This window comes from Janthinobacterium kumbetense (genome assembly GCF_023703445.1).
In the GTDB taxonomy this organism is placed as follows: domain Bacteria; phylum Pseudomonadota; class Gammaproteobacteria; order Burkholderiales; family Burkholderiaceae_D; genus Janthinobacterium; species Janthinobacterium kumbetense.
In genome coordinates, this window is record NZ_JAMQGR010000002.1 from 500,626 (window position 1) to 525,379 (window position 24,754).

18 protein-coding genes and 1 tRNA gene are annotated in these 24,754 nt (G+C 61.9%); 6 read left to right on the plus strand and 13 right to left on the minus strand.

Going from position 1 to position 24,754, the window contains the following annotated elements:
* Positions 1 to 10 precede the first annotated feature (10 nt).
* The 5 genes from NCG91_RS09665 to NCG91_RS09685 all read right to left on the minus strand — a co-directional run bounded on the left by NCG91_RS09665 (position 11) and on the right by NCG91_RS09685 (position 8,129).
* Entirely contained in the window at positions 11 to 1,753 is a 1,743-nt protein-coding gene (locus tag NCG91_RS09665; RefSeq protein WP_251349500.1) for an IlvD/Edd family dehydratase, read from the minus strand.
* A 196-nt stretch (positions 1,754 to 1,949) separates the two neighbouring features.
* Positions 1,950 to 3,020 (minus strand): aldose epimerase family protein, encoded by a 1,071-nt coding sequence (locus NCG91_RS09670; protein WP_251349501.1) that lies wholly within the window; start codon positions 3,018 to 3,020, stop codon positions 1,950 to 1,952.
* Positions 3,021 to 3,037: 17 nt separating this feature from the next.
* Positions 3,038 to 3,985 (minus strand): glycoside hydrolase family 43 protein, encoded by a 948-nt coding sequence (locus tag NCG91_RS09675; RefSeq protein WP_251349502.1) that lies wholly within the window; start codon positions 3,983 to 3,985, stop codon positions 3,038 to 3,040.
* A 24-nt stretch (positions 3,986 to 4,009) separates the two neighbouring features.
* Complete coding sequence (locus tag NCG91_RS09680) at positions 4,010 to 5,362, minus strand: MFS transporter (protein ID WP_251349503.1); 1,353 nt, start codon at positions 5,360 to 5,362, stop codon at positions 4,010 to 4,012.
* Between the two features lie 109 nt (positions 5,363 to 5,471).
* The gene (locus NCG91_RS09685) at positions 5,472 to 8,129 is read right to left on the minus strand and encodes a TonB-dependent receptor (protein WP_251349504.1); all 2,658 of its coding nucleotides are present in this window, start codon (positions 8,127 to 8,129) and stop codon (positions 5,472 to 5,474) included.
* A 302-nt stretch (positions 8,130 to 8,431) separates the two neighbouring features.
* On the opposite strand from NCG91_RS09685, the gene NCG91_RS09690 reads away from it, so the two are divergent.
* Complete coding sequence (locus NCG91_RS09690; protein ID WP_251349505.1) at positions 8,432 to 9,109, plus strand: type 1 glutamine amidotransferase domain-containing protein; 678 nt, start codon at positions 8,432 to 8,434, stop codon at positions 9,107 to 9,109.
* Positions 9,110 to 9,118: 9 nt separating this feature from the next.
* Here the strand turns inward: NCG91_RS09690 and NCG91_RS09695 are convergent, their stop codons facing one another.
* From NCG91_RS09695 to NCG91_RS09705, 3 genes are all read right to left on the minus strand, one after another.
* Positions 9,119 to 9,697 carry a PIN domain-containing protein gene (locus NCG91_RS09695; protein WP_251349506.1) on the minus strand — a complete coding sequence of 193 codons (579 nt, stop codon included), beginning with the start codon at positions 9,695 to 9,697 and terminating at the stop codon, positions 9,119 to 9,121.
* The gene (locus NCG91_RS09700) at positions 9,697 to 10,161 is read right to left on the minus strand and encodes a helix-turn-helix domain-containing protein (RefSeq protein ID WP_251349507.1); all 465 of its coding nucleotides are present in this window, start codon (positions 10,159 to 10,161) and stop codon (positions 9,697 to 9,699) included. The genes NCG91_RS09695 and NCG91_RS09700 overlap by 1 nt, the downstream gene beginning before the upstream one ends.
* Positions 10,162 to 10,345: 184 nt before the next feature.
* Positions 10,346 to 10,421 (minus strand) — tRNA-Arg (locus tag NCG91_RS09705).
* Positions 10,422 to 10,620: 199 nt separating this feature from the next.
* Here NCG91_RS09705 and NCG91_RS09710 point away from each other — a divergent pair.
* Positions 10,621 to 11,184 carry a c-type cytochrome gene (locus NCG91_RS09710; RefSeq protein WP_070279983.1) on the plus strand — a complete coding sequence of 188 codons (564 nt, stop codon included), beginning with the start codon at positions 10,621 to 10,623 and terminating at the stop codon, positions 11,182 to 11,184.
* A 136-nt stretch (positions 11,185 to 11,320) separates the two neighbouring features.
* On the opposite strand, the gene NCG91_RS09715 is transcribed toward NCG91_RS09710, so the two are convergent.
* From NCG91_RS09715 to NCG91_RS09725, 3 genes are all read right to left on the minus strand, one after another.
* Positions 11,321 to 13,414 (minus strand): M13 family metallopeptidase, encoded by a 2,094-nt coding sequence (locus NCG91_RS09715; protein WP_435526479.1) that lies wholly within the window; start codon positions 13,412 to 13,414, stop codon positions 11,321 to 11,323.
* 188 nt (positions 13,415 to 13,602) lie between these two features.
* Positions 13,603 to 15,675: a M13 family metallopeptidase gene (locus NCG91_RS09720; RefSeq protein ID WP_251349508.1), complete on the minus strand. Its 2,073-nt coding sequence runs from the start codon at positions 15,673 to 15,675 to the stop codon at positions 13,603 to 13,605.
* Between the two features lie 153 nt (positions 15,676 to 15,828).
* Positions 15,829 to 16,416 carry a hypothetical protein gene (locus NCG91_RS09725; RefSeq protein WP_251349509.1) on the minus strand — a complete coding sequence of 196 codons (588 nt, stop codon included), beginning with the start codon at positions 16,414 to 16,416 and terminating at the stop codon, positions 15,829 to 15,831.
* A gap of 324 nt (positions 16,417 to 16,740) precedes the next feature.
* Between NCG91_RS09725 and NCG91_RS09730 the strand changes: the two genes are divergently transcribed.
* From NCG91_RS09730 to NCG91_RS09740, 3 genes are all read left to right on the plus strand, one after another.
* Positions 16,741 to 18,183 (plus strand): S41 family peptidase, encoded by a 1,443-nt coding sequence (locus NCG91_RS09730; protein WP_099665870.1) that lies wholly within the window; start codon positions 16,741 to 16,743, stop codon positions 18,181 to 18,183.
* A 187-nt stretch (positions 18,184 to 18,370) separates the two neighbouring features.
* Positions 18,371 to 19,492, plus strand: coding sequence for a beta-ketoacyl-ACP synthase III (locus tag NCG91_RS09735; protein ID WP_251349510.1), 1,122 nt, complete (start codon positions 18,371 to 18,373; stop codon positions 19,490 to 19,492).
* A 210-nt stretch (positions 19,493 to 19,702) separates the two neighbouring features.
* Positions 19,703 to 21,415: a cation:proton antiporter domain-containing protein gene (locus NCG91_RS09740; RefSeq protein ID WP_176381492.1), complete on the plus strand. Its 1,713-nt coding sequence runs from the start codon at positions 19,703 to 19,705 to the stop codon at positions 21,413 to 21,415.
* A gap of 56 nt (positions 21,416 to 21,471) precedes the next feature.
* On the opposite strand, the gene NCG91_RS09745 is transcribed toward NCG91_RS09740, so the two are convergent.
* Complete coding sequence (locus NCG91_RS09745) at positions 21,472 to 23,517, minus strand: NADPH-dependent 2,4-dienoyl-CoA reductase (protein ID WP_251349511.1); 2,046 nt, start codon at positions 23,515 to 23,517, stop codon at positions 21,472 to 21,474.
* 160 nt (positions 23,518 to 23,677) lie between these two features.
* Here NCG91_RS09745 and NCG91_RS09750 point away from each other — a divergent pair, with 160 nt between their 5' ends.
* On the plus strand, positions 23,678 to 24,259 hold the full coding sequence (locus NCG91_RS09750) for an SRPBCC family protein (RefSeq protein WP_251349512.1): 582 nt from the start codon (positions 23,678 to 23,680) through the stop codon (positions 24,257 to 24,259).
* Between the two features lie 2 nt (positions 24,260 to 24,261).
* Here NCG91_RS09750 and NCG91_RS09755 read toward each other — a convergent pair whose 3' ends face one another.
* Positions 24,262 to 24,717 (minus strand): hypothetical protein, encoded by a 456-nt coding sequence (locus tag NCG91_RS09755; RefSeq protein ID WP_251349513.1) that lies wholly within the window; start codon positions 24,715 to 24,717, stop codon positions 24,262 to 24,264.
* Between the last annotated feature and the right edge of the window lie 37 nt (positions 24,718 to 24,754).

Consider the following 24,754-nt stretch of genomic DNA (forward strand, 5'->3'; position numbering starts at 1 on the left):
AATTCTCCGCTTAGTGTGAGTGGCGCGGCACGGCGGAACCGCGATTGCCGACCAGGAAGTCGAAATCGCAGCCTTCGTCGGCCTGCAACACGTGTTCGATGTACAGCTGCTGGTAGCCGCTCTTCGGTCCGGGCGCGCTGCCCAGTTCGCGGGCCGCCAGGCGTTCGGCGATTTCCCCGTCGCTGATGTCGATGTTCAGGCTGCCGTTGTGGCAATCGAGGGCGATCATGTCGCCATCCTTGACGATGCCCAGCGGGCCGCCCGCCATCGCTTCCGGCGCCACGTGCAGCACGACGGTGCCGTAGGCGGTGCCGCTCATGCGCGCATCCGAGATGCGCACCATGTCGGTGATGCCTTGCGCCAACAGTTTCGGCGGCAAGCCCATGTTGCCCACTTCCGCCATGCCCGGATAGCCTTTCGGGCCGCAGTTTTTCATGACCAGCACGGAATCGGCATCGACGTCCAGATCCGGATCAAGGATGCGTGATTTATAGTGTTCGAAATCCTCGAACACGACGGCCTTGCCCCGGTGCTGCATCAAATGCGGCGAGGCGGCCGACGGTTTCAATACGGCGCCGCGCGGCGCCAGGTTGCCGCGCAGCACGCAAATGCCGCCATCGGCCAGCAGCGGGTTGTCCAGCGTGCGCACCACTTCATCGTTGTAGATGGGCGCTTCGACGCAGTTGTCCCACAGCGACTTGCCGTTGACGGTCAGCGCATTCTTGTGCGGCAGCAAGTCGCCTTCGCCCAGGCGGCGTATGACGGCCGGCAAGCCGCCCGCATAGTAAAACTCTTCCATCAGGAAACGTCCCGACGGCAGCAAGTCGACGATGGTCGGCGTGCCGCGGCCCACACGGGTCCAGTCTTCCAGTTCCAGGGGTACGCCGATGCGGCCGGCAATCGCCTTCAGGTGGATCACGGCATTGGTGGAGCCGCCGATGGCGGCGTTGACCTTGATGGCGTTTTCAAACGCTTCGCGCGTCAGCACTTTCGACAGGCGCAGGTCTTCATGCACCATTTCCACGATGCGGATGCCCGACATGTGCGCCAGCACGTAGCGGCGCGAATCGACGGCGGGGATGGCCGCGTTGTGCGGCAGCGACGTGCCCAGCGCTTCAGCCATGCTGGCCATGGTCGAGGCCGTACCCATGGTGTTGCAGGTACCGGCCGAGCGCGACATGCCCGATTCGGCCGACATGAACTGGTGCAAGGTGATGGAACCGGCCTTCATCTGCTCGTGCAACTGCCATACGGCAGTGCCGGAACCGATATCCTTGCCATTCAACTTGCCGTTCAGCATGGGGCCGCCGCTGACGACGATGGTGGGGATGTCGACGCTGGCCGCGCCCATCAGCAGCGCCGGCGTCGTCTTGTCGCAGCCGACCAGCAGCACGACGGCGTCCATCGGGTTGCCGCGGATCGATTCTTCCACGTCCATCGAAGCCAAGTTGCGCGTCAGCATGGCCGTCGGGCGCAGATTCGATTCGCCGTTCGAGAAGACGGGGAATTCCACGGGAAAACCGCCAGCTTCCAGGATGCCGCGCTTGACGTGTTCGGCCAGCTGGCGGAAATGGGCGTTGCAGGGAGTCAGTTCGGACCAGGTATTGCAGATGCCGATGATGGGCTTGCCGTGAAACTCGTGGTCAGGTATGCCCTGGTTTTTCATCCAGCTGCGGTACATGAAGCCGTTCTTGTCCTGCGAGCCGAACCACTCGGCAGAGCGCAGGGCAACCTTCTTTTTTGTCTCAGACATGCCATTCTCCTGGTTGTGCTATGCCGGATCTAATGTCGTCGGCCCGGGCAGCGATGTTGGAATACTAAAGAATCCTGCCATGCCTTTCCAATCAATTTTTAATGCGTTCCGATACCGAAAACGGTATCAGCATGCCGTAATGAAAACGCCCTGCGGGCACGTGGCGGCAGGGCGTGGGCTGTTTTCGCAGGGGTACTTATCCGGCGGAAAAGCGGTACACGGTGTGCGTCCGATACTCCTCGCCCGGACGCAAGATGCTGTTCGGGAAGTGGAACTGGTTCGGCGAATCCGGGAAATGCTGGGTTTCCAGGCATAGCGCGCTGCGGTAGCCGTTGGCGCGCAGCTTGCCGGGCTGGCTGCCGTCGAGGAAATTGCCGGAATAAAACTGGACGCCGGGCTCCTGCGTGTACACCTGCATCACCCGCCCCGACACGGGATCGCGTACGGTGGCGGCCAGGCTGAGCAGTTGACCAGGCTGTTGATTCAGCACAAAGTTGTGATCGTAGCCACGGCCGATGCGGATCTGCTCGTGCGGTAAATCGATGCTGTGGCCGATGACGGTGCTCTGGCGCAAGTCGAACGGCGTGCCGGACACGTCCGCCAGTTCGCCCGTGGGAATCGAACCCGCGTCCACGGGCAGGTAGCGGTCCGCGTTGATCGTCACCTCGTGGCCGAGGATATCGCCCTGCCCCGCCAGATTGAAATAGCTGTGGTTGGTCAAGTTGATGGGCGTGGCCTGGTCCGTGACGGCGTGGTAGCGCAGGCTCAGGGCGTTGTCGTTGTCCAGTTCGTACACGACGGTCACGTCCAGCTTGCCCGGATAGCCATCTTCGCCGTGCGGGCTGCTGCGCGTGAACGTGACGCCGGCGGCATCGTCCCGGGTGAACGGCTCGGCCTGCCACATGACCTGGTGAAAGCCTTGGTTGCCGCCATGCAAGTGATTCGGTGCATTGTTGACGGCCAGCTGGTAATCCTTGCCGTCGAGGCTGAAACGCCCCTCGGCAATGCGGTTGCCGAAACGCCCGATGACGGCGCCCAGGAAAGCGCCATTGGCCAGATAGGGTTCGAGGCGCTCGAAACCAAGCACCACGTCGGCCAACGTGCCGTCGCGGTCCGGCACGTGGACTTCGCTGATAATGGCGCCAAAGTCGAGCACCTTGACTTGCATGCCCTGGCGGTTCGTCAGGGTAAACACGGTGACGTGCTGGCCACCGGGCAGGATGCCGAACGGCGCTTGCGTCACTGAAACAGAATCAACTGGGGTCATGGCGTCGGGTCCAGGTTTTACAGGGTCGATGAGCGGCCAAACACGGGCATGCCTTGCGCATCCCAGCGCAGCGGTTTGACGAACGTGTGGCGATCCGGGTTCCACAGCGGATCGCCGACGATTTCCGTGTAGGTGCGGGCATGGTACACCAGCAATACGCCGTCGCCGTCCTCGGCCGTCGTGAAGCTGTTGTGGCCGGGGCCGTAGATGCCGTGCTCGTAGCAGGTGGCAAACACGGGCTCGGGCGACTTGCTCCACGAGAACGGATCGAGCAAATCGGCCGACGCATCGGCCCACAGCAAGCCCATCGCATAGTTTTCATCAGTGGCGCTGGCCGAATAGCTGATGAAGATCTTGCCATTGCGTTTCAGCACGGACGGCCCCTCGTTGACCCAGAAGCCGCGGATTTCCCAGTCGAATTCCGGCTTGCTCAGCATCACGGGCGGGCCGGCCAGCTGCCATGGCGTGGCCATCGGCGCGATATACAGGTTCGAATTGCCTTCGATGGCCACGTCCTTCTGCGCCCACAGGTAATACAGCACGCCGTCGTGCTCGAACGTGGTGGCGTCCAGGCAAAAGGTGTCGATGCCCGTATCGATCTGTCCCATGAATTCCCACTCGCCTTCCAGGGGGTTGGCATTCGTATTGCGGATCGCATACATGCGGTGCTGGAACAATTTATGCTTGATTTCGCGGCTCGGCGCGGCGGCGAAATACACATACCAGGCGCCCTGGTTGAAGTGCAATTCCGGCGCCCACACCAGTTCGCTGTACGGGCCCGTGTCCGGCTTGTGCCACACGTCGACCGTGAGCGCATCGGCCAGGCCGGCAATGCTGTCCGCGCGGCGCAGCTCGATGCGGTCGTACTGGGGCACGGAGGCCGTAAAGTAATAATAGCCGTCGCTGTGGCGGTAAATGTGCGGGTCGGCCCGTTGTTCGATCAGCGGTTTCAAGACATCAGCCATATTGCCTACTCCAAATAATTAATCTCATGCAGCGACGTAGCCGCGCTTGTGCATCTCTACCTTGACACCCGTGTAATAGCTGTCGCTGATGCGGTACTTGAACATCAGCAAACCCATCAGCAAGTGGAAAAAGCCGGGGATGATCGACAGCATCAGGGCGATGCCGTTCAGGGCGAATTGCGTTTGCTCATGGTTGGGCTGGTAGTCGAAATACGCGAGCAGCACGCCCACCAGGCCGCCCGCCACCGCCATGCCCGCCTTCTGGCAGACGGAAATGCCGCCAAAGGCGAAGCCGGAGACGCGCTTGCCCGTCTTCACCTGTCCATAGTCGATGGTTTCCGCGATGGCCGACCAGAACACGGGCGCATGCAAGTCCACCACGAAGGACAGCAGGAAATACAGGGCGAAGGCCAGCACGGTGTCGCTCGGTTTTACAAAGAAATAGATCGCCAGGCTGATCAGCGCGACGCCGATCTGCGTGTAGCGGAACAGTTTAACTTTGCAATAGAACTTGGTGATCCAGGTCGAGGCGATCATGGCCAGGATGGCGGCCACCACGCCCGTGGTCAAAAAGGCGGCCACCGTTTCCGTGCTGCCGCCCAGATAGTATTTCGCGTAATAAATGGCGACGGAGCCGCGCACCACGTAGCCGATGGTGCCCGTGACGCACACGCCGCACAGCACCAGCCATTGGTCGTTCTGCAACAGCACTTTCAATTGTGCCAGCAACGGTTGCTTTTCCACCACGTGCACGACCCGCTCGGTGGTGGAGAAATAGCAGAACAGGAACAGGGCCACGCCCATGACGGCCATCACGGCCATGGCCGCCTGGTAGCCGACGGCCGGGTTGCCGCCGCCCCAGCGCTGCGACAGGACCGGCACGACGATGGTCACCATGAAGGCGCCGATCTTGGCGAAGAACAAACGGTAGCCGTTGGCCGACAGGCGGTCCTGCGGGTCGCTCGTCAAGCCGCTGATCAGGGAAATATACGGGATGCCCACGCCGGCCGTCATGATCGTCATCAGGATATATGTGGAATATGCCCAGATCAGCTTGGCGTCGTACTGCCACTCGGGCGTGCTGAAGACAAAGAAGACGCTGACGCCATACGGCACGGCCAGCCACAGCAGGTAGGGCCGGTAGCGGCCCGAGGCAAAGCTGTAGCGGTCGGTGATCTGACCCATGACGAGGTCGGCGATGGCGCCGATGACTTTCACGGCCACGAACAGCAGGGCCAGGTCCGTGGTTTTCAAGCCATAGATATCGGTATAGAAAAAGGTGATGATCAACATCATCGACGAAATGACGACATTGAGCGCCATGTCGCCGGCGCCGAAGCCGACCTTTTCAACGGTGGATAATTTTTGCGTCTCCATGCTTTCCGTCCATTCTTTTTATGATGAATCGTGCGTGACTGTCCAACTGACAGGGGCGTTGCCGGCCGAAACCATGGCAACGCCCTTGATTTTTTACTGTGCGATCAACTTACATTTTCCAGCGTAAAGAAAGACCTACCGTGCGGTCATAGCGGCGCGTATCGCGCGCATACACGCCCGGTTCGTTCCAGTAATCCTTGAACTTGGTGTCGAGCAAGTTATTCCCATCGAGGGTCACGGTGAACTGCTCGTTGATCTTGTACGACAGCGAACCGTCGAGCTGGGCCGTCGGCGCCACTTTCAAGTCCAGGCCAGGGCCGCCCTGGTTGTAGCTGTCGATGAATTTCGAGCGCCAGTTGTAGGCCAGGCGGCCCGACCAGGCGTCTTTTTCGTACAGCAGCACCAGGTTGTAGGCGTAGCGCGACACGCCCGTGATCGCATGGCTGCCCGTCTCGTCGTCGGTGGTGCCGCTCATGTAGGTGCCGTTCGCTTGCAAGCCCAGGCCGCTCAAGATGCCAGGCAAGCCGTCATAGAACTGCTGGTAGCCGATTTCCAGGCCTTGCAGCTTGCCGGCCGCCGTGTTGTACGGGCGGTCCACGTCATACGTCTTGCCGGCAATGGTTTCGCTGGAAATGCGTTGCTGGATATACCCGTCGAACTTGTGGTGGAACACGGTGGCGGTGACGGAACCGGCCGGCGCGAAATACCACTCCAGTGCCGCGTCGACATTGTCGCCCACGACCGGTTTCAAATTCGGATTGCCGCCCGCGCCCGTCGCCTTCACCGTTTCCGTCGAGTTGACGAGGGCCACGCCCGGGTTCAGCTGGGCAAAACCCGGACGGCTGATGGTGCGGCCCGCCGCAAAGCGGCCGACCAGGTCGGCGCGCAGCTTGATTTTCAGGGCCACGCTTGGCAGCACATCGGTACTGGCCGTGTCGCTGATCACGGGCGTGTAGACGCCATCCTGCGAGCTGTTGCCCTGCAAGCTTTGCTCCGTGCGCACGACGCGCACGCCCAGAGTACCGTCGACGGGATAGTCAGCCAGCTTGAAGGCGACCTTTGCCTTGGTGTAGATGGAATACGTCTTTTCCGTGTCCTTGAAGAACGAACCCGGGTCCATGGCGCGCGCCGCGCTGCTACCCGTGACGGCCTGGCGCACGGTGCCCGTGTTATTGAGCAAGAAACTGGCGCATGGCGTGTACCACTGCTTCAAGCCGTAGTCGGGTCCGCCGCTGGACATCGGTTCCGACAAGCAATTGAGGCCTGGAATCGACGTCACGCCCTGGCGGCTGAACGGAAATGCGGCGCCGGACACGTCCGGTGCTTCCGCATTGCCTTCATAGCTTTTGATCGATTCGGCTTCGCGCTTGACGCCGCGCAAGCCGACGCTGATTTCCTTGAAGATGCCGCCGGCACTCGGCGTGTAGGCCAGGTCGGCGCGCACATCGTTCGAACTGCCCTGGTCCTGGCCGTAGCGGTCGAAAAAGCCCTTCAGATAGTAATTCGACGGGTCTTGCAAGTCGATGCCCGTGTAATCGACGTGCAGGGTGCCATTCTGGTTGGTATTGATGGTGGCGTTCGGCACTTGCGTGATGGCGTCGAGGATGGGGTTGCGCCATTTGAAGGTACTTTTGGTGCTGGCCACTTCCGACGTGAAACGCCATTCCGGGTTGATATCCCACAAACCGCCGACGGCAAACTGGTGCGTTTTCGTCTCGTTCTTGTTCGCCTGCGTCGACATGATGGTGTTGACGTTGGTCGAGGTCAATGTTTGCAGCTGGTTGGTGCCGGGAATTTTGGTGGCGGACACGGGCGTGCCCCACCATGGCAAACCGACGAAGTAATCGGACTCGGCATCGAGCAGGAAGCGCGTGGCCATGCCTTCCGCGTACAGCTCGACATCGGCGTTCGGACGCCATTGCAGCACGGCATTGGCGGTGCTGCGGCGGCGGTCGCCCTTGATCGGCAGCAAACCCACCTGGTCCGGCCCCGTCAAACCGGGCGACAGGAAACTTTTATCCACGGGCGCCGTATTGAATGCGCGTTCTTCATGGTAACGGTGCTGCTGCTGCGACAAGCCCAGCAGCGCGCCCACTTCACCGATGCCCGTCTTCCAGCGGTTCGCCACCATGCCGCTGATGTTCGGGTCGGTGGCTTTCGATTTGTCGCTGTAGACGGCGCGCGTATTCACGCTGGCCGTAAATTCCTTGAAGTCGAACGGGCGGTTGGTGCGCACGTCGATGATGCCGGCCACGCCGCCTTCGACCTGGTCCGCGCCCTGCGATTTATACACGTCGACGCGCTGCAGCATGGTGGCGGGAATGTCGGCCAGGTTGACGTAGCGCCCCGTGGTGGTAAACAGTTCGCGGCCGTTGAGCAAGGTCGTGACATCGCGCAAGCCGCGGATCATGACGGCACTGGCCTCGCCCGAATCGCGGCGGATCTGGATGCCGGAAATGCGCGCCAGGGTCTCGGCTACATTGTTATCAGGGAATTTGCCGATGTCGTCGGCGACGATGGAATCGATGACCTGGTCCGAGCGCATCTTGATCTGCTGCGAATTTTGCGCCGAGCGGCGCACGCCGCTGACGGTCACGACCGACACTTCCGCGGCAGGCTCGGCACTGGCATCGGCCGCCACCGCCTCCTGCGCCCATACAGAAGCCGTGCTCAGCAAGCCAATACCGGCCAATGCCGCAACGGCTGCCTTCAAGGTGAATGGACGAGGGAAAGTGGCCGCGAGCGGACCGGTGGCGTTGCGCATCATGAATCTCCAGATATTGTATTGATATTTTTGCACTGCTTGCATGTCGTTCGCATGCTCGGCGTTTATCTTAGGGGCTGGGCGATAATCTCTCCAATCAATTTTTCCACTGTTTCGATATCAATTTTGATATCGGCAACTGGAACACTTTGGAGGTTGCAAACGGACAACGGCAGGGGCGTCGCGGGCGTTTTCATCAAAGGCCGGCACAAAAAACAGGCAGCACTGGCGTGCAGCATGAAAGTGCGAACAGGACTAAGCTGATGGCGTAACACTCCCCCCACACCGCTTGCACAGGAGTTCGCATGAACGTTTTAATGGTATTGACCTCGCACGACCAGCTGGGCGACACGGGCCACAAGACCGGCTTCTGGCTGGAAGAATTCGCCGCCCCGTACTACGTGCTGAAAGACGCGGGCGCGCACCTGACCCTGGCTTCGCCCAAGGGCGGCCAGCCGCCGCTGGACCCGAAGAGCGACGCCCCCGAATCGCAGACGGCCGCCACGGCCCGCTTCAAGGCCGATCCGGCCGCCCAGGCCGCGCTCGCTTCCACCGTCCTGCTGTCCAGCGTGAAAGCGGCCGACCATGACGCCGTGTTCTATCCGGGCGGCCACGGCCCCCTGTGGGACTTGGCCGAAGACCGGGACTCGATCGCCCTCATCGCAGCGCTGCAGTCAGCCGGCAAGCCCGTCGCCGCCGTCTGCCACGCCCCCGGCGTCTTGCGCCACGTCAAAGGCGGCGATGGCCAGCCGCTGGTGAAGGGCAAGCAGGTGACGGGTTTCACGAATACGGAAGAAGACGCCGTGGGCCTGACGAAAGTCGTGCCCTTCTTGGTGGAAGACATGCTCAAGGATAACGGCGGCATCTACTCGAAGGGCGCGGACTGGGCGCCATATGTGCTGACGGACGGCATCTTGATCACCGGGCAGAATCCGGCCTCATCGGAGGCGGCGGCGCAGGCGTTGCTGAAATTGCTGAAGTAACGCGCCACGTTATAGCGAAGCCATGGCGGAGCGCAGCAACTTGCTCAACTGGGGCAAGCCTTGCGCTTCGTAAGTGGCAATCAATTCGGCTGAGGATCTGGGCGGTTTGCGCAATCGTGCCCGATTTTCCTTGACGACAGCAAGCATGCGTGTGGGGGCCAATTCATACTGGGCCACCAGAAAATCATCCGGGTGCAAGACTTCAATGTTGTGCCCGCGCATGAGCGCGTCCGGGAAATCCTTGAGATTGAAGGTGACGATGGCATCAGCATGTCCCACGATAGCAGCCGCCAGAACGTACCGGTCGTCCGGATCGGGCAAGATCAAGGTATCGATCAGGTATTCGTACGCTTCGATCACGCCATCCTCCACTGCCTCGGCCATCAGCGCGCTGGTGCGCGCCAACGCCGAAGGGTCGAGATCAGGCCGCTTGAGCAGCAAGTTGCGTTGCCACTCCTCCTGTATCTGCGCTGTCCAGCGTGCGCTGAAGATACCGTCCGCCGCCAAACTCAGCAATAGATCGCGCAAGGGTGCCGGATATAACACACAGGCATCGAGGACGGCAGTGTAACGGTAGTATCCGGCCATCAGTCCCCCAGTTCAAGCTCCTGCGCCTGATCTGCCAAGGCTTGCAAGGCCTGTTGCGAACGCCGTTTGCGCTCATCCTTGTACTGCACCACATCCTCAAAGCGCAGCCGGCGGTGCGTACCCACCTTATGATGGGGAATTTTCCCCGCTTCAAGCAAGCGCACCAGATACGGCCGTGACATATTCAAATACATGGCCGCTTCCTGGGTCGTCACATCGAGCTCCTTGGGCATGACCGTCACGGCCTTCCCTTGCGCCAAGGTGCCTAACACATCGGCAAACAGGCGCAATACATTCGGCGGCAAGCGCAGCAAGGGGGCGTCGCCCAAGTCCTGCGCACCCTCTTCCAGAATGGCAATCTGCACGGCACGCGAATGATCTAGCGCACTGACCAAGCAACGCTGCGCCGCTTTCGCCAGTTCCAGGTCTTCTTTATTTTCCAGACGGTCAATCACATTCGACATGGTATTCCTCCCTACTTCCCGTTCAAGCTTACGAGTCAAACGCAATAAACGCAACCAAAATAGTATAACAATTTGTGCACGGACAAGCACGACACGAAGCCAGAACGGCAAGGCGAACAGACACAGGGGAACCCATCAACTGCGAACAGAGGGGGAAATAATGGAGGAAACAACGGGGACATCTTGGTGCGGCTGGCGGGGATCGAACCCACGACCCTTGGCTTCGGAGGCCAATACTCTATCCACTGAGCTACAGCCGCGTAGGGGGAATTTCTGAAGTGATGCGAAGGATACCGTTTTTCTTTACCTACGTCTACGGAAACTGTCGTATCGCTGGCAATTGCATGTCACTGCTCAATTTTTGTGCCTATAATTGTGGGTTTCATAAAGGTTTACATCCAGGCATGTAAAAATGCTACCTTACACGGCCATCAGTTTCAAATCTGGACTAAGGACATCATGAGCGACGCACATAACGAACAACAATCAGCGATCAAAACGCCTAAACAATTGCTTGCCGCCGTAGCTGGCTTCTTCCTCATCACCGTCATCGGCATCATCCTGCTGGTGCAGTTCGTCACGGCGCAAAAACTGACGGGCGCCGGTACGGACAGCCAGTCGCCGGAAGCCATTGCCGAGCGCTTGAGTCCGGTTGCCAATGCCGGCTTTACCTTCAAGGATGCCAGCGGTCCGAAAGTGCTGCAAAGCGGCGAAGCCGTCTACACGGCGACCTGCGTGGCTTGCCATGGCGCCGGCGTGGCCGGTGCGCCGAAGTTTGGCGATGCGGGCGGCTGGTCGGCACGCCTGGCCCAGGGCTACGATACGGTCCTGAAACACGCCATCGAAGGCTTGCGCGCGATGCCGGCCAAGGGCGGCAATCCCGACCTCGACGATGTGGAAGTGGCGCGCGCCGTCGTCTACATCGCCAATGCGTCGGGCGGCAAGTTCAAGGAACCGGAAGTGCCGGCACCAGCCGCTGCCGCTGACGGCGCTGCCGCACCAGCCGCGGAACCGGCCAAGTAAGCAGCGTCACACCCGTTTCCAGGAACCGCCCGCCAGGGCGGTTTTTTTTACCCATCGTTTGCGCCAGATCACACGGCGTAAAAAAGCCGCCCGGCTTGCGCGGGGCGGCTGGCAACTTATGCCTCGGACTAGCGTCTTACCACATGATGACGCGGTCTTTCGGTGGCAGATACATCTTGTCGCCCGGTTTCACGTCAAACGCCTGGTAGAAGCCGGGCTGGTTGCGCATGGTGCCGTTGGCGCGGAACTGGCCTGGCGAGTGCGGGTCCGTTTTCAGCAAGACCAGTTGCTGCGCTTCGCGCATCTTCATGCGCCAAACCTGGGCAAAGCCCGCATAGAAGCGCTGCTCGCCCGTGAAACCGTCGATGACGGGGGCTTTCTTGCCATTGAGCGACAATTTGTACGCTTTATACGCGATCGCCACGCCGGAATTGTCGGCGATGTTCTCGCCCAGGGTCAGTTCGCCGTTGACGAAGTGGCCCTTGACGGGGCTGAAGCTGTTGTACTGCGCCACCAGCTGCTTGGTTTTCTTGGCGAAGTTTTTATGGTCGGCCTTGGTCCACCAGTCGCGCAAGTTGCCGTCGCCGTCGTACTGGGCGCCCTGGTCGTCGAAGCCGTGGCTGATTTCATGGCCGATCACGCCGCCGATGGCGCCGTAGTTGACGGCGTCGTCCGCGTTGGCGTCGAAGAACGGCGCTTGCAGGATGGCGGCCGGGAAGACGATTTCATTCAGTTCCGGGTTGTAATAAGCATTCACGGTCTGCGGCGTCATGCCCCACTCGTCGCGGTCGATAGGCTGGCCCAGCTTGTTCAATTCGCGGTTGTAGTTGAGCAAGTGCGAACGCTGGATGTTGCCGATCAAATCGTCCGACGCCACCGTCAGGCCCGAGTAATCGCGCCATTTGTTCGGATAGCCGATCTTGGTGGTGAACTTGGACAGCTTGATCTGCGCCTGTTTCTTGGTGACGGGGCTCATCCAGTCGAGCTTGTCGATGCTTTGCTGATAGGCCGTCATCAGGTTTTTCACCAGCGCTTCCATGCGTACCTTGCGCTCGGCCGGGAAATATTGCTCCACGTACAGTTGGCCTACGGCTTCGCCCAGCGCGCCTTCGACGGCGCCCACGCCGCGTTTCCAGCGCGGACGCATTTCCGTCACGCCCGTCAGGGTGGTGCCATAAAACGCGAAGTTTTCATCGACATACGCTTTCGGCAGGTAGCCGGCGTTGGCGTGCAGCAAGTGCCACTGGAAGTAGGCTTTCCACGTTTCCAGCGGCGTCTTGTTGGCGATCTCGGCAAAACCCTTCAGATAGCTGGGCTGGCTGACGATCACGTAATTGACCTTGCCGGCGATGCCCGTGTCCTTCAGGTAGCGGGCCCAGTCGTAGCCTGGCGCCACGGCGGCCAGTTTCGCCAGTTCCACCTTGTTGTAGGTCTTGACGGGGTCGCGGTTCTGCACATTGCTCCATTGCGCCTTGGCCAGCTCTGTTTCCAGGGCCAGGATGGCTTTCGCATTCGCGGCAGCGTTCGCGTCGCCGGCCAGGCTGAGCATTTTCTCCACGTGGGCCAGGTATTTGGCGCGCGTATCGGCCTTGCCTGCTTCCAGGTAGTAATCGCGGTCAGGCAAGCCCAGGCCGCTTTGCACGATGTCGGCCACGTATTTGGTGGAATCCTTGGCGTCCTGGTGGATGCCGAAGTCGTAAGGCGAAGTCACGCCCAGCTTGCTGAAGTGGGCGATTACGGCCGGCAATTCCGCCTTGTCCTGCAGCGCGGCGATCTTCGCCAGCTCCGCGTTCAACGGTGTCAGACCCAGGCTTTCCAGCTTGGCTTCATCCATGAAGCTGTTATAAAAATCGCCGATTTTCTGGGCATTCGAACCGGCCGCGCGGGCCTTGTCGGCGGCGGCGCCTTCGACGATGCCGCGCAGCTGCGTTTGCGTATCGTCAGCCAGCTTGGCAAAGCTGCCCCAGCTCGACTTGTCGGCAGGAATGACCGTTTCCGCCAGCCATTTGCCATTCAGGTGCTGGAACAGGTCGTCCTGCGCGCGCACGGCAGGGTCGACGTATTCGACGGCGATGCCGGACGTCAGCGCGGCGGCGGCGACAGCCGTGGCGGCGGCGACAGCCGTGGCGGGAGCGGCGGCGGCTTTCTTGGCCGTATCAGCGGCGCCAGCCATGCCGGACACGCCGGCCAGCAAGCTCAGGGTCAATGCACTTAACAAATAACGATTCACGGTTGTCCTCTATATTGTATTGTGTGGAATATAAGGGTCAGAAGGCCCAGGGCTTCTGGCCCGGTTTTTGACTGTAGCATACCGGCCGAAACGACAGAAAGAACTTTGACCGGAATGCAAAAAAGACCACGCTAGGTGGCCTTTTCTGTTGTTACAGTAGTACGTTTTTCACGACGACGCGCATGCGCTTACCAGATGATGACGCGGTTTTCCGGCGCAACGTACATCTTGTCGCCCGGTTTCACGCCAAATGCTTCGTAGAAGCCAGGCTGGTTGACCATGGTGCCATTGGCGCGGTACTGGCCCGGCGAATGGGGGTCGGTCTTGATCTGCACGATCTGCTGCGCTTCACGCATCTTGCTGCGCCACACCTGGCCAAAGCCCATGTAGAAGCGCTGGTCGCCCGTCAAGCCGTCGAGCACGGGTGCAGGCTTGCCGCCCAGCGAGATTTTATAGGCCTTGTAGGCGATCGCCACGCCCGAGTTGTCGGCGATGTTCTCGCCCAGGGTCAGGGCGCCGTTGACGTGGTAGCCAGGCAATGGGCTGTAACCGTCATATTGCTTGGTCAGCGCGTCGGCCTTGGCGGCGAAATTCTTGCGGTCGGCCGGGGTCCACCAGTCGCGCAGGTTGCCGTCGCCATCGGACTGGCTGCCCTTGTCGTCAAAGCCGTGGCTGATTTCATGGCCGATGACGGCGCCGATGGCGCCATAGTTGACGGCGTCGTCCGCGTTGGCGTCGAAGAACGGCGGCTGCAGGATGGAGGCCGGGAAGACGATTTCATTCATCGTCGAGCTGTAATAGGCGTTCACCGTCTGCGGCGTCATGCCCCACTCTTCGCGGTCGATCGGCTTGCCCAGCTTGGCCACCTGGCGCGCGGAGCCGAAGTTGGCGGCGCGCATCATGTTGCCCACCAGGTCGCCCTGGACGATTTGCAGCTTCGTGTAATCGCGCCATTTGTTCGGATACGCGATCTTCGGCGTGAACTTGGCCAGCTTGGCTTGCGCTTCCTTCTTGGTTTCCGGGCTCATCCAGTCCAGGGTGTCGATGCTGTCCTTGTAGGCGGCCAGCACGTTTTTCACCAGTTCCTGCATGTGCGCCTTGCGTTCTGCCGGGAAGTATTGCGCCACGTACAGTTTGCCGACGGCTTCGCCCAGCACGCCTTCGACGGCGCCCACGCCACGCTTCCAGCGCGGCTGGTTTTCCGTCACGCCGCTGAGTACCGTGCCGTAGAAGGCAAAGCTTTCATCGACGAAGTTTTTCGACAGGTAGCTGGCATAGCTGCGCAGCAACTGCCATTCGAAATACGCTTTCAGGGTGTCCAGGTCGCTTGACGCCAGCACCTTGTTGTAGCCGGCCAGGTAGCTCGGCTGGTTGACGATCACGTAATCGACCTTGTTGGCGATGCCCAGCGCGGCCAGGCCGGACTTCAGGTCGTAGCCAGGAGTCAGCCCGTTCAGCTTGTTGATGTCGGTCTTGTTGTAGCGTTTGACGGGGTCGCGGTTCTCGACCTTGGTCCATTGCACTTCGGCCAGGGCCGTTTCCAGTGCCACGACAGCCTTGGCGCGGGCGGCGGCATTCTTGTCGCCGGCCATGGCCAGCATTTTTTCCACGTGCGCCTGGTATTTTTCTTTGACGCCAGCCTGCTTGGCTTCCAGGTAGTAGTCGCGGTCCGGCATGCCCAGGCCGCTTTGGCTCACGTAGGCCGCATATTTCGTCGAAGCACGGGCATCCTGGCCCACGTAGACGGCGTACGGCGTGGCCACGCCCGTCTGGCTCAGGTGGGCGATCAGGGCGGGCACGCCCTTCTTGTCGCGCAGCGAGCGGATGCGGTTCAGTTCGCCGGCCAGCGGCTTCGTGCCCAGCGCCTCGAGCTTGACTTCATCCATGTAGCTGGCGTACAGGTCGCTGATTTTCTGCGCTTCGGAACCGGCTTTCCTGTTCTTGTCCTTTTGCGTGGCTTCGATGATGCCGCGCAACTGTGGCGTGGTGTCATCGCGCAGCTTGGCGAACGAACCCCAGCTCGACTTGTCGGCAGGAATCTCGGCCGTGGCCAGCCACTTGCCATTCAAATGGGTAAAGAAATCGTCCTGCACGCGCACGGCGGGGTCGATGTACTGCACATCGATGCCGGAAACGACGCCGGCGGCGGCAGGTGCGGAAGGTGCCACGGTCGGGGCGGCAACGGCGGATGCGGGTTCGGCGGCATGGGCAAACGCAGCCAACAGGGTCAGGGTCAGACTGCTCAAGAGATAGCGATTCACGGATTGTCCTTATGGGGCATGTCAAAAAGACCGGGCGGATAGCTTCGGGCGGATAGCCTGCCGCGCCAGGCGCTGCAGGAATGTAGCACGCAAGCATGCCTTTTGGCCATCCTTGCCCCTTGCTTGCCCCCCGCGCTTGCCCCCTGCTTACCCTCAGTTGCCGGGCAAGGTGATACCGGCGCCCCCGCTGCCCATGCTCACGCCCGCGCCGCCCATGCCCCCCTTGCCACCACCCTTGCGCCCGCCGTGCTCGCCACCGGGCGCGCCGCGCGACTCGCTGCGGGGCATGGCGGCGTCCATCACGCGCGCCATCTGGCCGGCGATGAACTGGGCCACCATCTGGCGCTGGTTCTCGTCCAGGGCATCGTTGACGCTCAGCCACCATTCGCGCAGCTGCTTTTCCTCGGCCAGGCTCTGCGTGCTTTCCATGTCCAGGCCGGCGAGCAGGTCGCGCAGCTCCAGCCGGGGCGCCTGCAAACCCTGCGCCACGCCCGCTTGCAGGCGTTCGCGGCGCGCCTTGCGTTCGCGCAACAATTGACGCGATTTCCCTTCCACCTGCTGCCACAAGGTGGTCTGATTCGCATTGAGCTTCAATTCCGTCTTGAAATCGGGCGCCATCGGCAGCAAGTCTTCCAGGCGCATGTCGGCAATCGGCACGGCCAAGGCGGTCAAGGCGGTGGTGCCCAGCAGTAAGGCCAGGCTGAAACGGCGCACGGCGGGGAGGAAGGTCAACGAGGTCATGGGGGCTCCGGATAAAAAAAAGCCTGCGTCCGCAGACGCAGGCAAAACCACTTCGGGTCGAGAATGCGAGTCCACTATAGGGCCGCGGCACACGCTTTTTTTCGACTCTTACAAATGCTTACTCCCCTCAAGAGTAACTATACATCGCATACAAAACCGCAACATATGGCAAGCTGGCCGCCCCGTTTTCGCGCGTAGACTGGGCCCAGGCATGCTTTTTCCACGGCCGGCCCACGCCGGCAGAGATTCAGGTCTATACTTTCAGGAAAGCGCCGCTCCACGGGGACTGGCGCTTGTGCAAGACACGCTAGCTGCAAAGGTGCAATGATGGGCAAACTCAAAAATACCGGCTTGATCGGCCTGGGCGTGGTGGCCGGCGTCGCCGTGTCGCTGCAATTTTCCGCCATGGCGCAAAAAAACGTCGAGCCGCCCCTGCCGCTGGAAGAGCTGCGCCAGCTGGCCGATGTGTTTGGCCTGATCAAGTCCGATTACGTGGAACCCGTCGAAGATAAGAAACTGCTGGAAGACGCCATTTCCGGCATGGTCGCCTCGCTCGACCCCCATTCCGCCTATCTGGACAAGAAAGCCTACGCCGAACTGCGCGAAGGCTCCGAAGGCAAGTTCGTCGGCCTGGGCATTGAAATTGGCCTCAGCGAAGACGGCTACATCAAGATCGTCTCGCCCATCGAAGATTCGCCCGCCTACCGCGCCGGCATCAAGGCAGGCGATCTGATTACCCGCCTCGACGGCCAGCCCGTGAAAGGCGTCAGCCTCGACGACAACGTCAAGCGCATGCGCGGCGAGCCGGGCACCAAGGTCTCGCTGACGATTGCCCGCAAGGATGAACCGCAGCCGCTGGCCTTCACCATCACGCGCGAGGAAATCCACCAGAAAAGCGTGAAGGCGAAGATGGTCGAGCCGGGCTACGCCTGGCTGCGCGTGTCGCAATTCCAGGAACCGACCGTCGACGACATGGCCGCGCAGATCACGGCGCTCTACAAGCAAGACCCGAACCTGAAAGGCATGGTGCTGGACCTGCGCAACGATCCGGGCGGCGTGCTGCAGGGCGCCATCGGCGTCTCGGCCGCCTTCCTGCCGAAGGACGCGGCCATCGTCTCGACCAACGGCCAGTTGCCGGACTCGAAACAGGTGTTCTACGGCCGCGCCGAATACTATACCTTCCGCTCGGAAGGCGATGCCCTGGCGAAATTGCCGGCCGCCATCAAGAAAGTGCCGCTGGTGGTGCTCGTCAACACGGGTTCGGCCTCGGCCTCGGAAATCGTCGCCGGCGCCCTGCAAGACTACAAGCGCGCCACCATCATCGGCACGCAAACCTTTGGCAAGGGTTCCGTGCAAACCATCCGCCAATTGACTGCCGACACGGCCGTCAAGCTGACGACGGCCCGCTACTACACGCCGAACGGGCGCTCGATCCAGGCCAAGGGCATCGTGCCCGACCTGCTGGTCGATGAAAATGCGGACGGCGACGGCTTGAACGGCTTGCGCATCCGCGAAGCGGACCTCTCCAAGCACCTGAGCAACGACCGCGACAAGGAAAGCGCCAAGGCCGCGCCCGTCAACGACGAGATGGAAGAGCAATTGCGCATCATCGCCCTGGAAAAGACCCGCAAACCGTTGGAATTCGGCAGCCAGGACGATTTCCAGCTGCACCAGGCGCTGAACCACCTGAAAGGTTTGCCGGTGCAACTGGCCAAGGCCGAACCGGTGGTGGTGCAAGCTGACGTCAAGCAAGAACAGAAGAAGTAAACAGCAGCGCCAGCAGCACGGCGGGGGGCGCCATGCCCCCCGTTACCCCGTCCACGCGACAAAAATCAATCTTCCGCCACACTTCCCCCTGCCCCGCAACACGAAACTCTCTACAGTCGAGCCCGTTTGTGTAAAATTTGCTTCACTTATCGGCATCGCGTCGATTGCCAAATTTGAAAGTTTAACCATGAAACAAGTCGTCATCAGCGGTACCGGACTGTACACGCCGCCATTTTCGATCTCCAACGAAGAGCTGGTCACCTGCTTCAATGCCTACGCGGAAAAATTCAATGCCGACAATGCCGACGCGATCGCCGCGGGCACGGTGACGGCGCTGGACCTGTCGAGCGTGGCCTTCATCGAAAAGGCGTCCGGCATCAAGTCGCGCTTCGTGATGGAAAAGGAAGGCATCCTCGATCCGACCCGCATGGTGTCGCGCATTGCGGAGCGTGGCGATGACGAACTGTCGCTGCAGGCGGAAATGGCCGTCGCCGCTGCGCGCGACGCCTTGGCGCGCGCCGGCCGCACGCCAGCCGATATCGACATGGTACTGGTGGCTTGCAGCAATATGCAGCGCGCCTACCCGGCCATGGCCGTGGAAGTGCAGGATGCGCTGGGCATCGATGGTTATGGTTTTGACATGAACGTGGCGTGCTCGTCCGCCACCTTCGGCATCCAGCAAGCCGTCGCCGCCGTGCAAAGCGGCCAGGCGCGCGCCGTGCTGGTGTTGAACCCGGAAATCACCAGCGGCCACCTGAACTGGCGCGACCGCGACAGCCATTTCATTTTCGGCGACGCCTGCACCGCCATCATCGTCGAAGCGAAAGACACGGCCGTCTCGCAGCACCAGTTCGAGATCATCGGCACGGAACTGAAAACGCGCTTTTCTAACGCCATCCGCAACAATTTCGGCTTCCTCAACCGTTTTGACGAATCCGGCATGGGCAAGGCGGATAAATTGTTCCGCCAGCAAGGCCGCAAGGTGTTCAAGGAAGTGTGCCCGATGGCTGCCGAGATGATCAAGACGACCCTGGCCAAGGCCGGCGTGGAAGTGGCGCAAGTCTCCCGCTACTGGCTGCACCAGGCGAATCTGAACATGAATCTGCTGATCGCGCGCCTGATCCTGGGCCGCGACGCGGAAGCCAACGAAGCGCCCGTGATCCTCGACACCTACGCCAACACCTCGTCGGCCGGCTCCATCATCGCCTTCCATAAGTATCAGGATGACATGGCGGCGGGCGCCACGGGTGTCATCTGCTCGTTCGGCGCCGGTTATTCCATCGGCTGCGTGATCGTGCGCAAGGTGTAGAGACACGGGGTGGCATAGGGTGGAGTCCTTGAATTAGGCGAAGATCCGGGTGGATAACATGCGTTCGTGGCCACCTGGACGAAGATATAGCACAGGTTTTTTGCAATAAAGCCGCAGGAAATTTTCCGGCAGGGGCTTTGATGCGTTTATACTTGGTCGCTGAGCAACATCTTTTTCCATCCGCACGTCCCCATAAGGAACCCCACACGCATGCCCCATGACATCAGCCTGATCACCACCATCGCCGCCGCCCTCGGGTTCGGCCTCATCTTCGGCTTCATCGCCGCGCGCCTGAAACTGCCGGCCCTGGTCGGCTATCTGGCCGCCGGCATCATCATCGGACCGGCCACGCCCGGTTTTGTGGCGGATGCGGAAATAGCGGGACAATTGGCGGAAATCGGGGTGATGCTGATGATGTTCGGTGTCGGCCTGCACTTTTCCATCGAGGATTTGTGGGACGTGCGCAAGATCGCGCTGCCCGGCGCCATCCTGCAGATCGGCGTCGCCACGGCGATGGGCATGGGCCTGGCCCACTGGTGGGGCTGGACCCTCGGTGGCGGACTGATCTTTGGACTGGCCCTATCGGTCGCCAGTACCGTGGTGCTGCTGCGCGCGCTGGAAGAACGGGGCATCCTCGATTCCCTGAATGGCCGCATCGCCGTCGGCTGGCTGGTGGTGGAAGACCTCGTCACCGTGCTGGTGCTGGTGCTGCTGCCGGCGTTTGCCGGCGTGCTGGGCGGCAAGGTCGCACCGGATGCCGAGGCCGTCAGCCTGTGGCAAACCCTCGCTATTACCCTGGGGCAAGTAGCCGGCTTCATCGTCTTCATGCTGGTGGTCGGCCGCAAGCTGTTCCCGTGGATCCTGTGGCAAGTCGCCCGCACCGGCTCGCGCGAACTGTTCACCCTGTGCGTGATCGCCGCCGCCGTCGGCATCGCCTATGCGTCGACCAAGCTGTTCGGCGTGTCCTTCGCGCTGGGCGCCTTCTTCGCCGGCATGGTGCTGCGCGAATCCGAACTCAGCCACCGCGCCGCGGAAGAGTCCTTGCCCCTGCGCGACGCGTTCGCCGTGCTGTTCTTCGTGTCCGTCGGCATGCTGTTCGAGCCGAACATCCTCATCGAGAAGCCCCTGCAAGTGCTGGCCGTGTGCGCCATCATTATCTTCGGCAAGTCGATCGCCGCCTTCCTGCTGGTGATGGCCCTGCGCTACCCGCCGAAAACGGCCATCATCGTCTCGGCCAGCCTGGCGCAGATCGGCGAATTCTCGTTCATCCTGGCCGCCCTGGGCCTGTCGCTGGGCCTGATGCCGCAGGAAGGCCAAAGCCTGATCCTGGCCGGCGCCATCCTGTCCATCGCCTTGAATCCGCTCGTGTTCAGCATGGCCAAGCCGCTGCTGCGCGTGATGAGCAACAGCGATTTCGCGCGCAAGTTCGAACGCACGACCGACCCGCTGGCCGAACTGCCGATGACGGTGCCGCAGGAAAAACTGTCGGGCCAGATCGTCCTGGTCGGCTATGGCCGCGTGGGCCGGCGCATCGCCGCCGCCCTGATGGAACGGGGCATCCACTTCGTCGTGGCCGAGGAAAACCGCGAAATCGTCGACCAGCTGCGCAAGCAGGGCATTCCGGCCGTGGCCGGCAATGCGGGCGAACCGGCCGTGCTGATCCAGGCGCACATCACGCACGCCACCATGCTCGTCATCGCCACGCCGGACACCTTCCACGTGCGCGCCATGATCGAGACGGCGCGCGCGCTGAACCCGAACATCATGACGGTGGTGCGCACGCACAGCGAGGAAGAGGCGGAATTGCTGCGCGCGGAAAACGCGGGCAAGGTGTTCATCGGCGAGCACGAACTGGCCAATGGCATGGCCGAGCACGTGCTGCAGAGTTTTGATGCGGCGAAGAAGGGGCATGGCGGGCATTAAGCCGGCGCCATTTCCGTCCAGCAAGCCTGCCCGCTCCCAGCCGGCAGGCTTTCTTTTTACAGGCTGGCAGCCAGTTCCGCCCCTTCCCGTATCGCCCGCTTGGCGTCGAGTTCGGCCGCCAGCGCGGCGCCGCCGATCTTATGGAAGCGGGGGCCGGCGGTGGCCAGCGGCTTGCCATCCTTGCCCATGTCCGGCATGAGCTCCGTCAAGCTGTCCTGGCCCGCGCAGATGACCACGTTGTCCACCGCCAGCAGGCGCTGCTCGCCGCCCACGGTGATGTGCAAGCCCTGCTCGTCGATCTTGTCATAGCTCACGCCGGCCAGCATGGCCACGCCGTTTCTCGCCAGCGCCGCGCGGTGCACCCAGCCCGACGTCTTGCCCAGACCCGCGCCCACTTTCGACGTCTTGCGCTGCAACAGGAAGATTTGCCGCACGGGCGCAGGCGCCACGGGCGCCACCAGGCCGCCGCCGGTGGCCGCATCCAGGTCCACGCCCCACTCGCCCGCCCAGGTGGCCACGGGCAGCGGCAGCGGGTGCGCCGGGTCGTGCAGCAGGTATTCGCCCACGTCGAAGCCGATGCCGCCCGCGCCGATGATGGCCACGCGCGCGCCGACAGGCTTCTTGCTTTGCAGCACATCCAGATACGACAGCACTTTCGGGTGGTCGATGCCGGGAATGGCCGGCAGGCGCACCTTGATGCCGGTGGCGACGATGACGTCGTCATAGCCGCCGGACAGCAATTGCTCGCGCGTGACGCGCTGGCCGAGGCGCAGCTTGACTTCCAGCAGTGCCAGCCGGCGGGCAAAATAGCGGATGGTTTCCGTAAATTCTTCCTTGCCGGGAATTTGCATGGCCACCTTGAACTGGCCGCCCACGCTGTCGCTGCTGTCGAACAGGGTCACCTCGTGCCCGCATTCGGCCGCCACGCAGGCGGCGGACAGGCCGGCCGGGCCGGCGCCGACGACGGCCACCCGGCGCGGCACGGCCTTTTTCGCGTACACGAGTTCCGTTTCATGGCAGGCGCGCGGGTTGACGAGGCAGCTGGCGCGCTTGTTGGCGAAGGTGTGATCCAGGCACGCCTGGTTGCAGCCGATGCAGGTGTTGATTTCATCCGTGCGCCCGGAGGCGGCCTTGGCGACAAAATGGGGGTCGGCCAGGAAGGGGCGCGCCATCGACACCAGGTCGCAGTCGCCCCGCTCCAGGATGGCGTTCGCTTCGTGCGGCATGTTGATGCGGTTCGACGCCACCACGGGAATGCCGACTTCGCGGCGCAGCCGGCCCGCCACGGAGGCGAAGGCGGCGCGCGGCACGGAGGTGACGATGGTGGGCACCCTCGCCTCATGCCAGCCGAAGCCCGTATTGAGAATCGTCACGCCCGCGTGTTCCAGGGCCTTGGCCACCGCCACCACGTCATCCCAGGTATTGCCGCCCTCGACCAGGTCGAGCAGGGAATGGCGGTACATGATGATGAAGTTGGGGCCGACGGCGGCGCGGATGCGGCGCACGATGTCCACGGGCAGGCGCATGCGGTTCTCGATGCTGCCGCCCCAGCGGTCCTGGCGCAGGTTCGTGCGCGCGCACAGGAACTGGTTCAACAGGTATCCTTCGCTGCCCATCACTTCGATGCCGTCATAGCCGGCTTTTTGCGCCAGGCGCGCGCAGCGCACGTAGTCGCAGATGGTGCGCTCGATGCCCCGTTCGCTCAGGGGACGGGGGCGGAATGGCGAGATCGGCGATTTCTTCGCCGACGCCGAGACGACGAACGGCTGATAGCCATAGCGGCCCGCATGCAGGATCTGCATGACGATCTTGCCGCCCTCCTCGTGCACGGCGCGCGTCACCTTGCGGTGGTTCGGCACGTCGCCGAGGAAATTGAGCGTGCCGCCGAACGGCAGCAGCCAGCCCTGGCGGTTCGGCGAGATGCCGCCCGTGACGATCAGCCCCACCCCGCCCCGTGCCCGTTCGCGGTAAAACGCGGCGAGCTTGCCATAATGATAAAAACGGTCTTCCAGGCCCGTATGCATGGACCCCATGATGACTCTGTTGCGCAAAGAGGTAAAACCCAGGTCGAGCGGGGCCAGCAGGTGGGGATAGGCAGTCATGGTGATCGGTCCGGTAGAGGTGGTATGCAGGCCGTACGGTAGCAAGCATTGCCGCTCGCCGCAGCGTATTTCTCTAGACCGGGAGTTCTAAATCGCCCGGCGCACGGGCCGGCGATGCGTACAGCTTGTGCCGGGCGCAAGTTTCCCGTAGGCTAGGTGCATGACGCGACTCTTCCTTTGCCTGCTGATGCTGTGCGCCGTCCCCGCTACCGCGCTGGCGCAGGCGATACGCATGGACAAGCTCAAGGTCGACGTCAAGCGCATCGAGGTCGACGGGCAGCGCATGTATGAAGTCGATGCCAGCGGCAGCGTGCAGGCGCCGCCGGCGTCCGTCTGGAAGACCCTGACCTCCTACGAGCGCATGCATGAATTCGTGCCGGATCTGAGTTCCTGCCGCGTGCTGTCGCGCAACGGCAATGAAGTCATCATCGAGCAGCAGGGCATGGCGCGCTTCCTGTTCATGAACCACCCCATCCACCTGGTGGTGCGCGCCACGGAAACGCCGTTCACGGCCATCGACATCGCCCTGATCTCGGGCGACATGCGGCATTACGAATCGCGCTGGAATCTGTATCCCATCCCCGAGACGGGCGGCACGCGCATCGTCTTTTCCAGCCGGCTGATGCCGGGCTTCTACGTGCCCGGCATGCTGGGCACGACCATGATACGCGGCGATATCGAGCGCATGATGGCGGCCGTGCTGGCCCGTATCGACAGCCAGTACGCCGATAAATCCGGATAAAACTACGCCAGGTAGGTATCGCGGTCGCGGATTTCCGCGAAGTTTTCCAGGCTGCCCAGCTTTACCGTGACGGGGTTCAGGCTCGCCTGCGGCTGCATCGAGCGCCAGGCGAACAGCCATTCCTGTTCCAACGCTTCGGCGCGCGTCTTGGTGAAGGCGGCGCCCAGGGCGGCGCGCTGGCCATACTCGACCAGGCCATCGATGCCGGCCCAGCTGGGCAAGGTGCGCTGCACGGCGCGGTGCAGGCGTTCGCCGAATTCTTCCGTATTGTGGATGATCAAACAGGCGTCGGCCGGGGCGAACAGGTCGAACAGTTGCTTGTCCCACACTTGCGAAAAGCTCAGGGTCAAACAATTGCCCGCAGGCATCAGGCGGAACTGGCCCAGGCTCAGCGCCAGCTCGAGTTCGCTGCGCTGGCCGTAGCGGTGCAGGGTGGGGGGACGTTTGTAATCGTGCATGCTGGACTCGTTCTTCAATAGTAGGGTAAACCGGCGC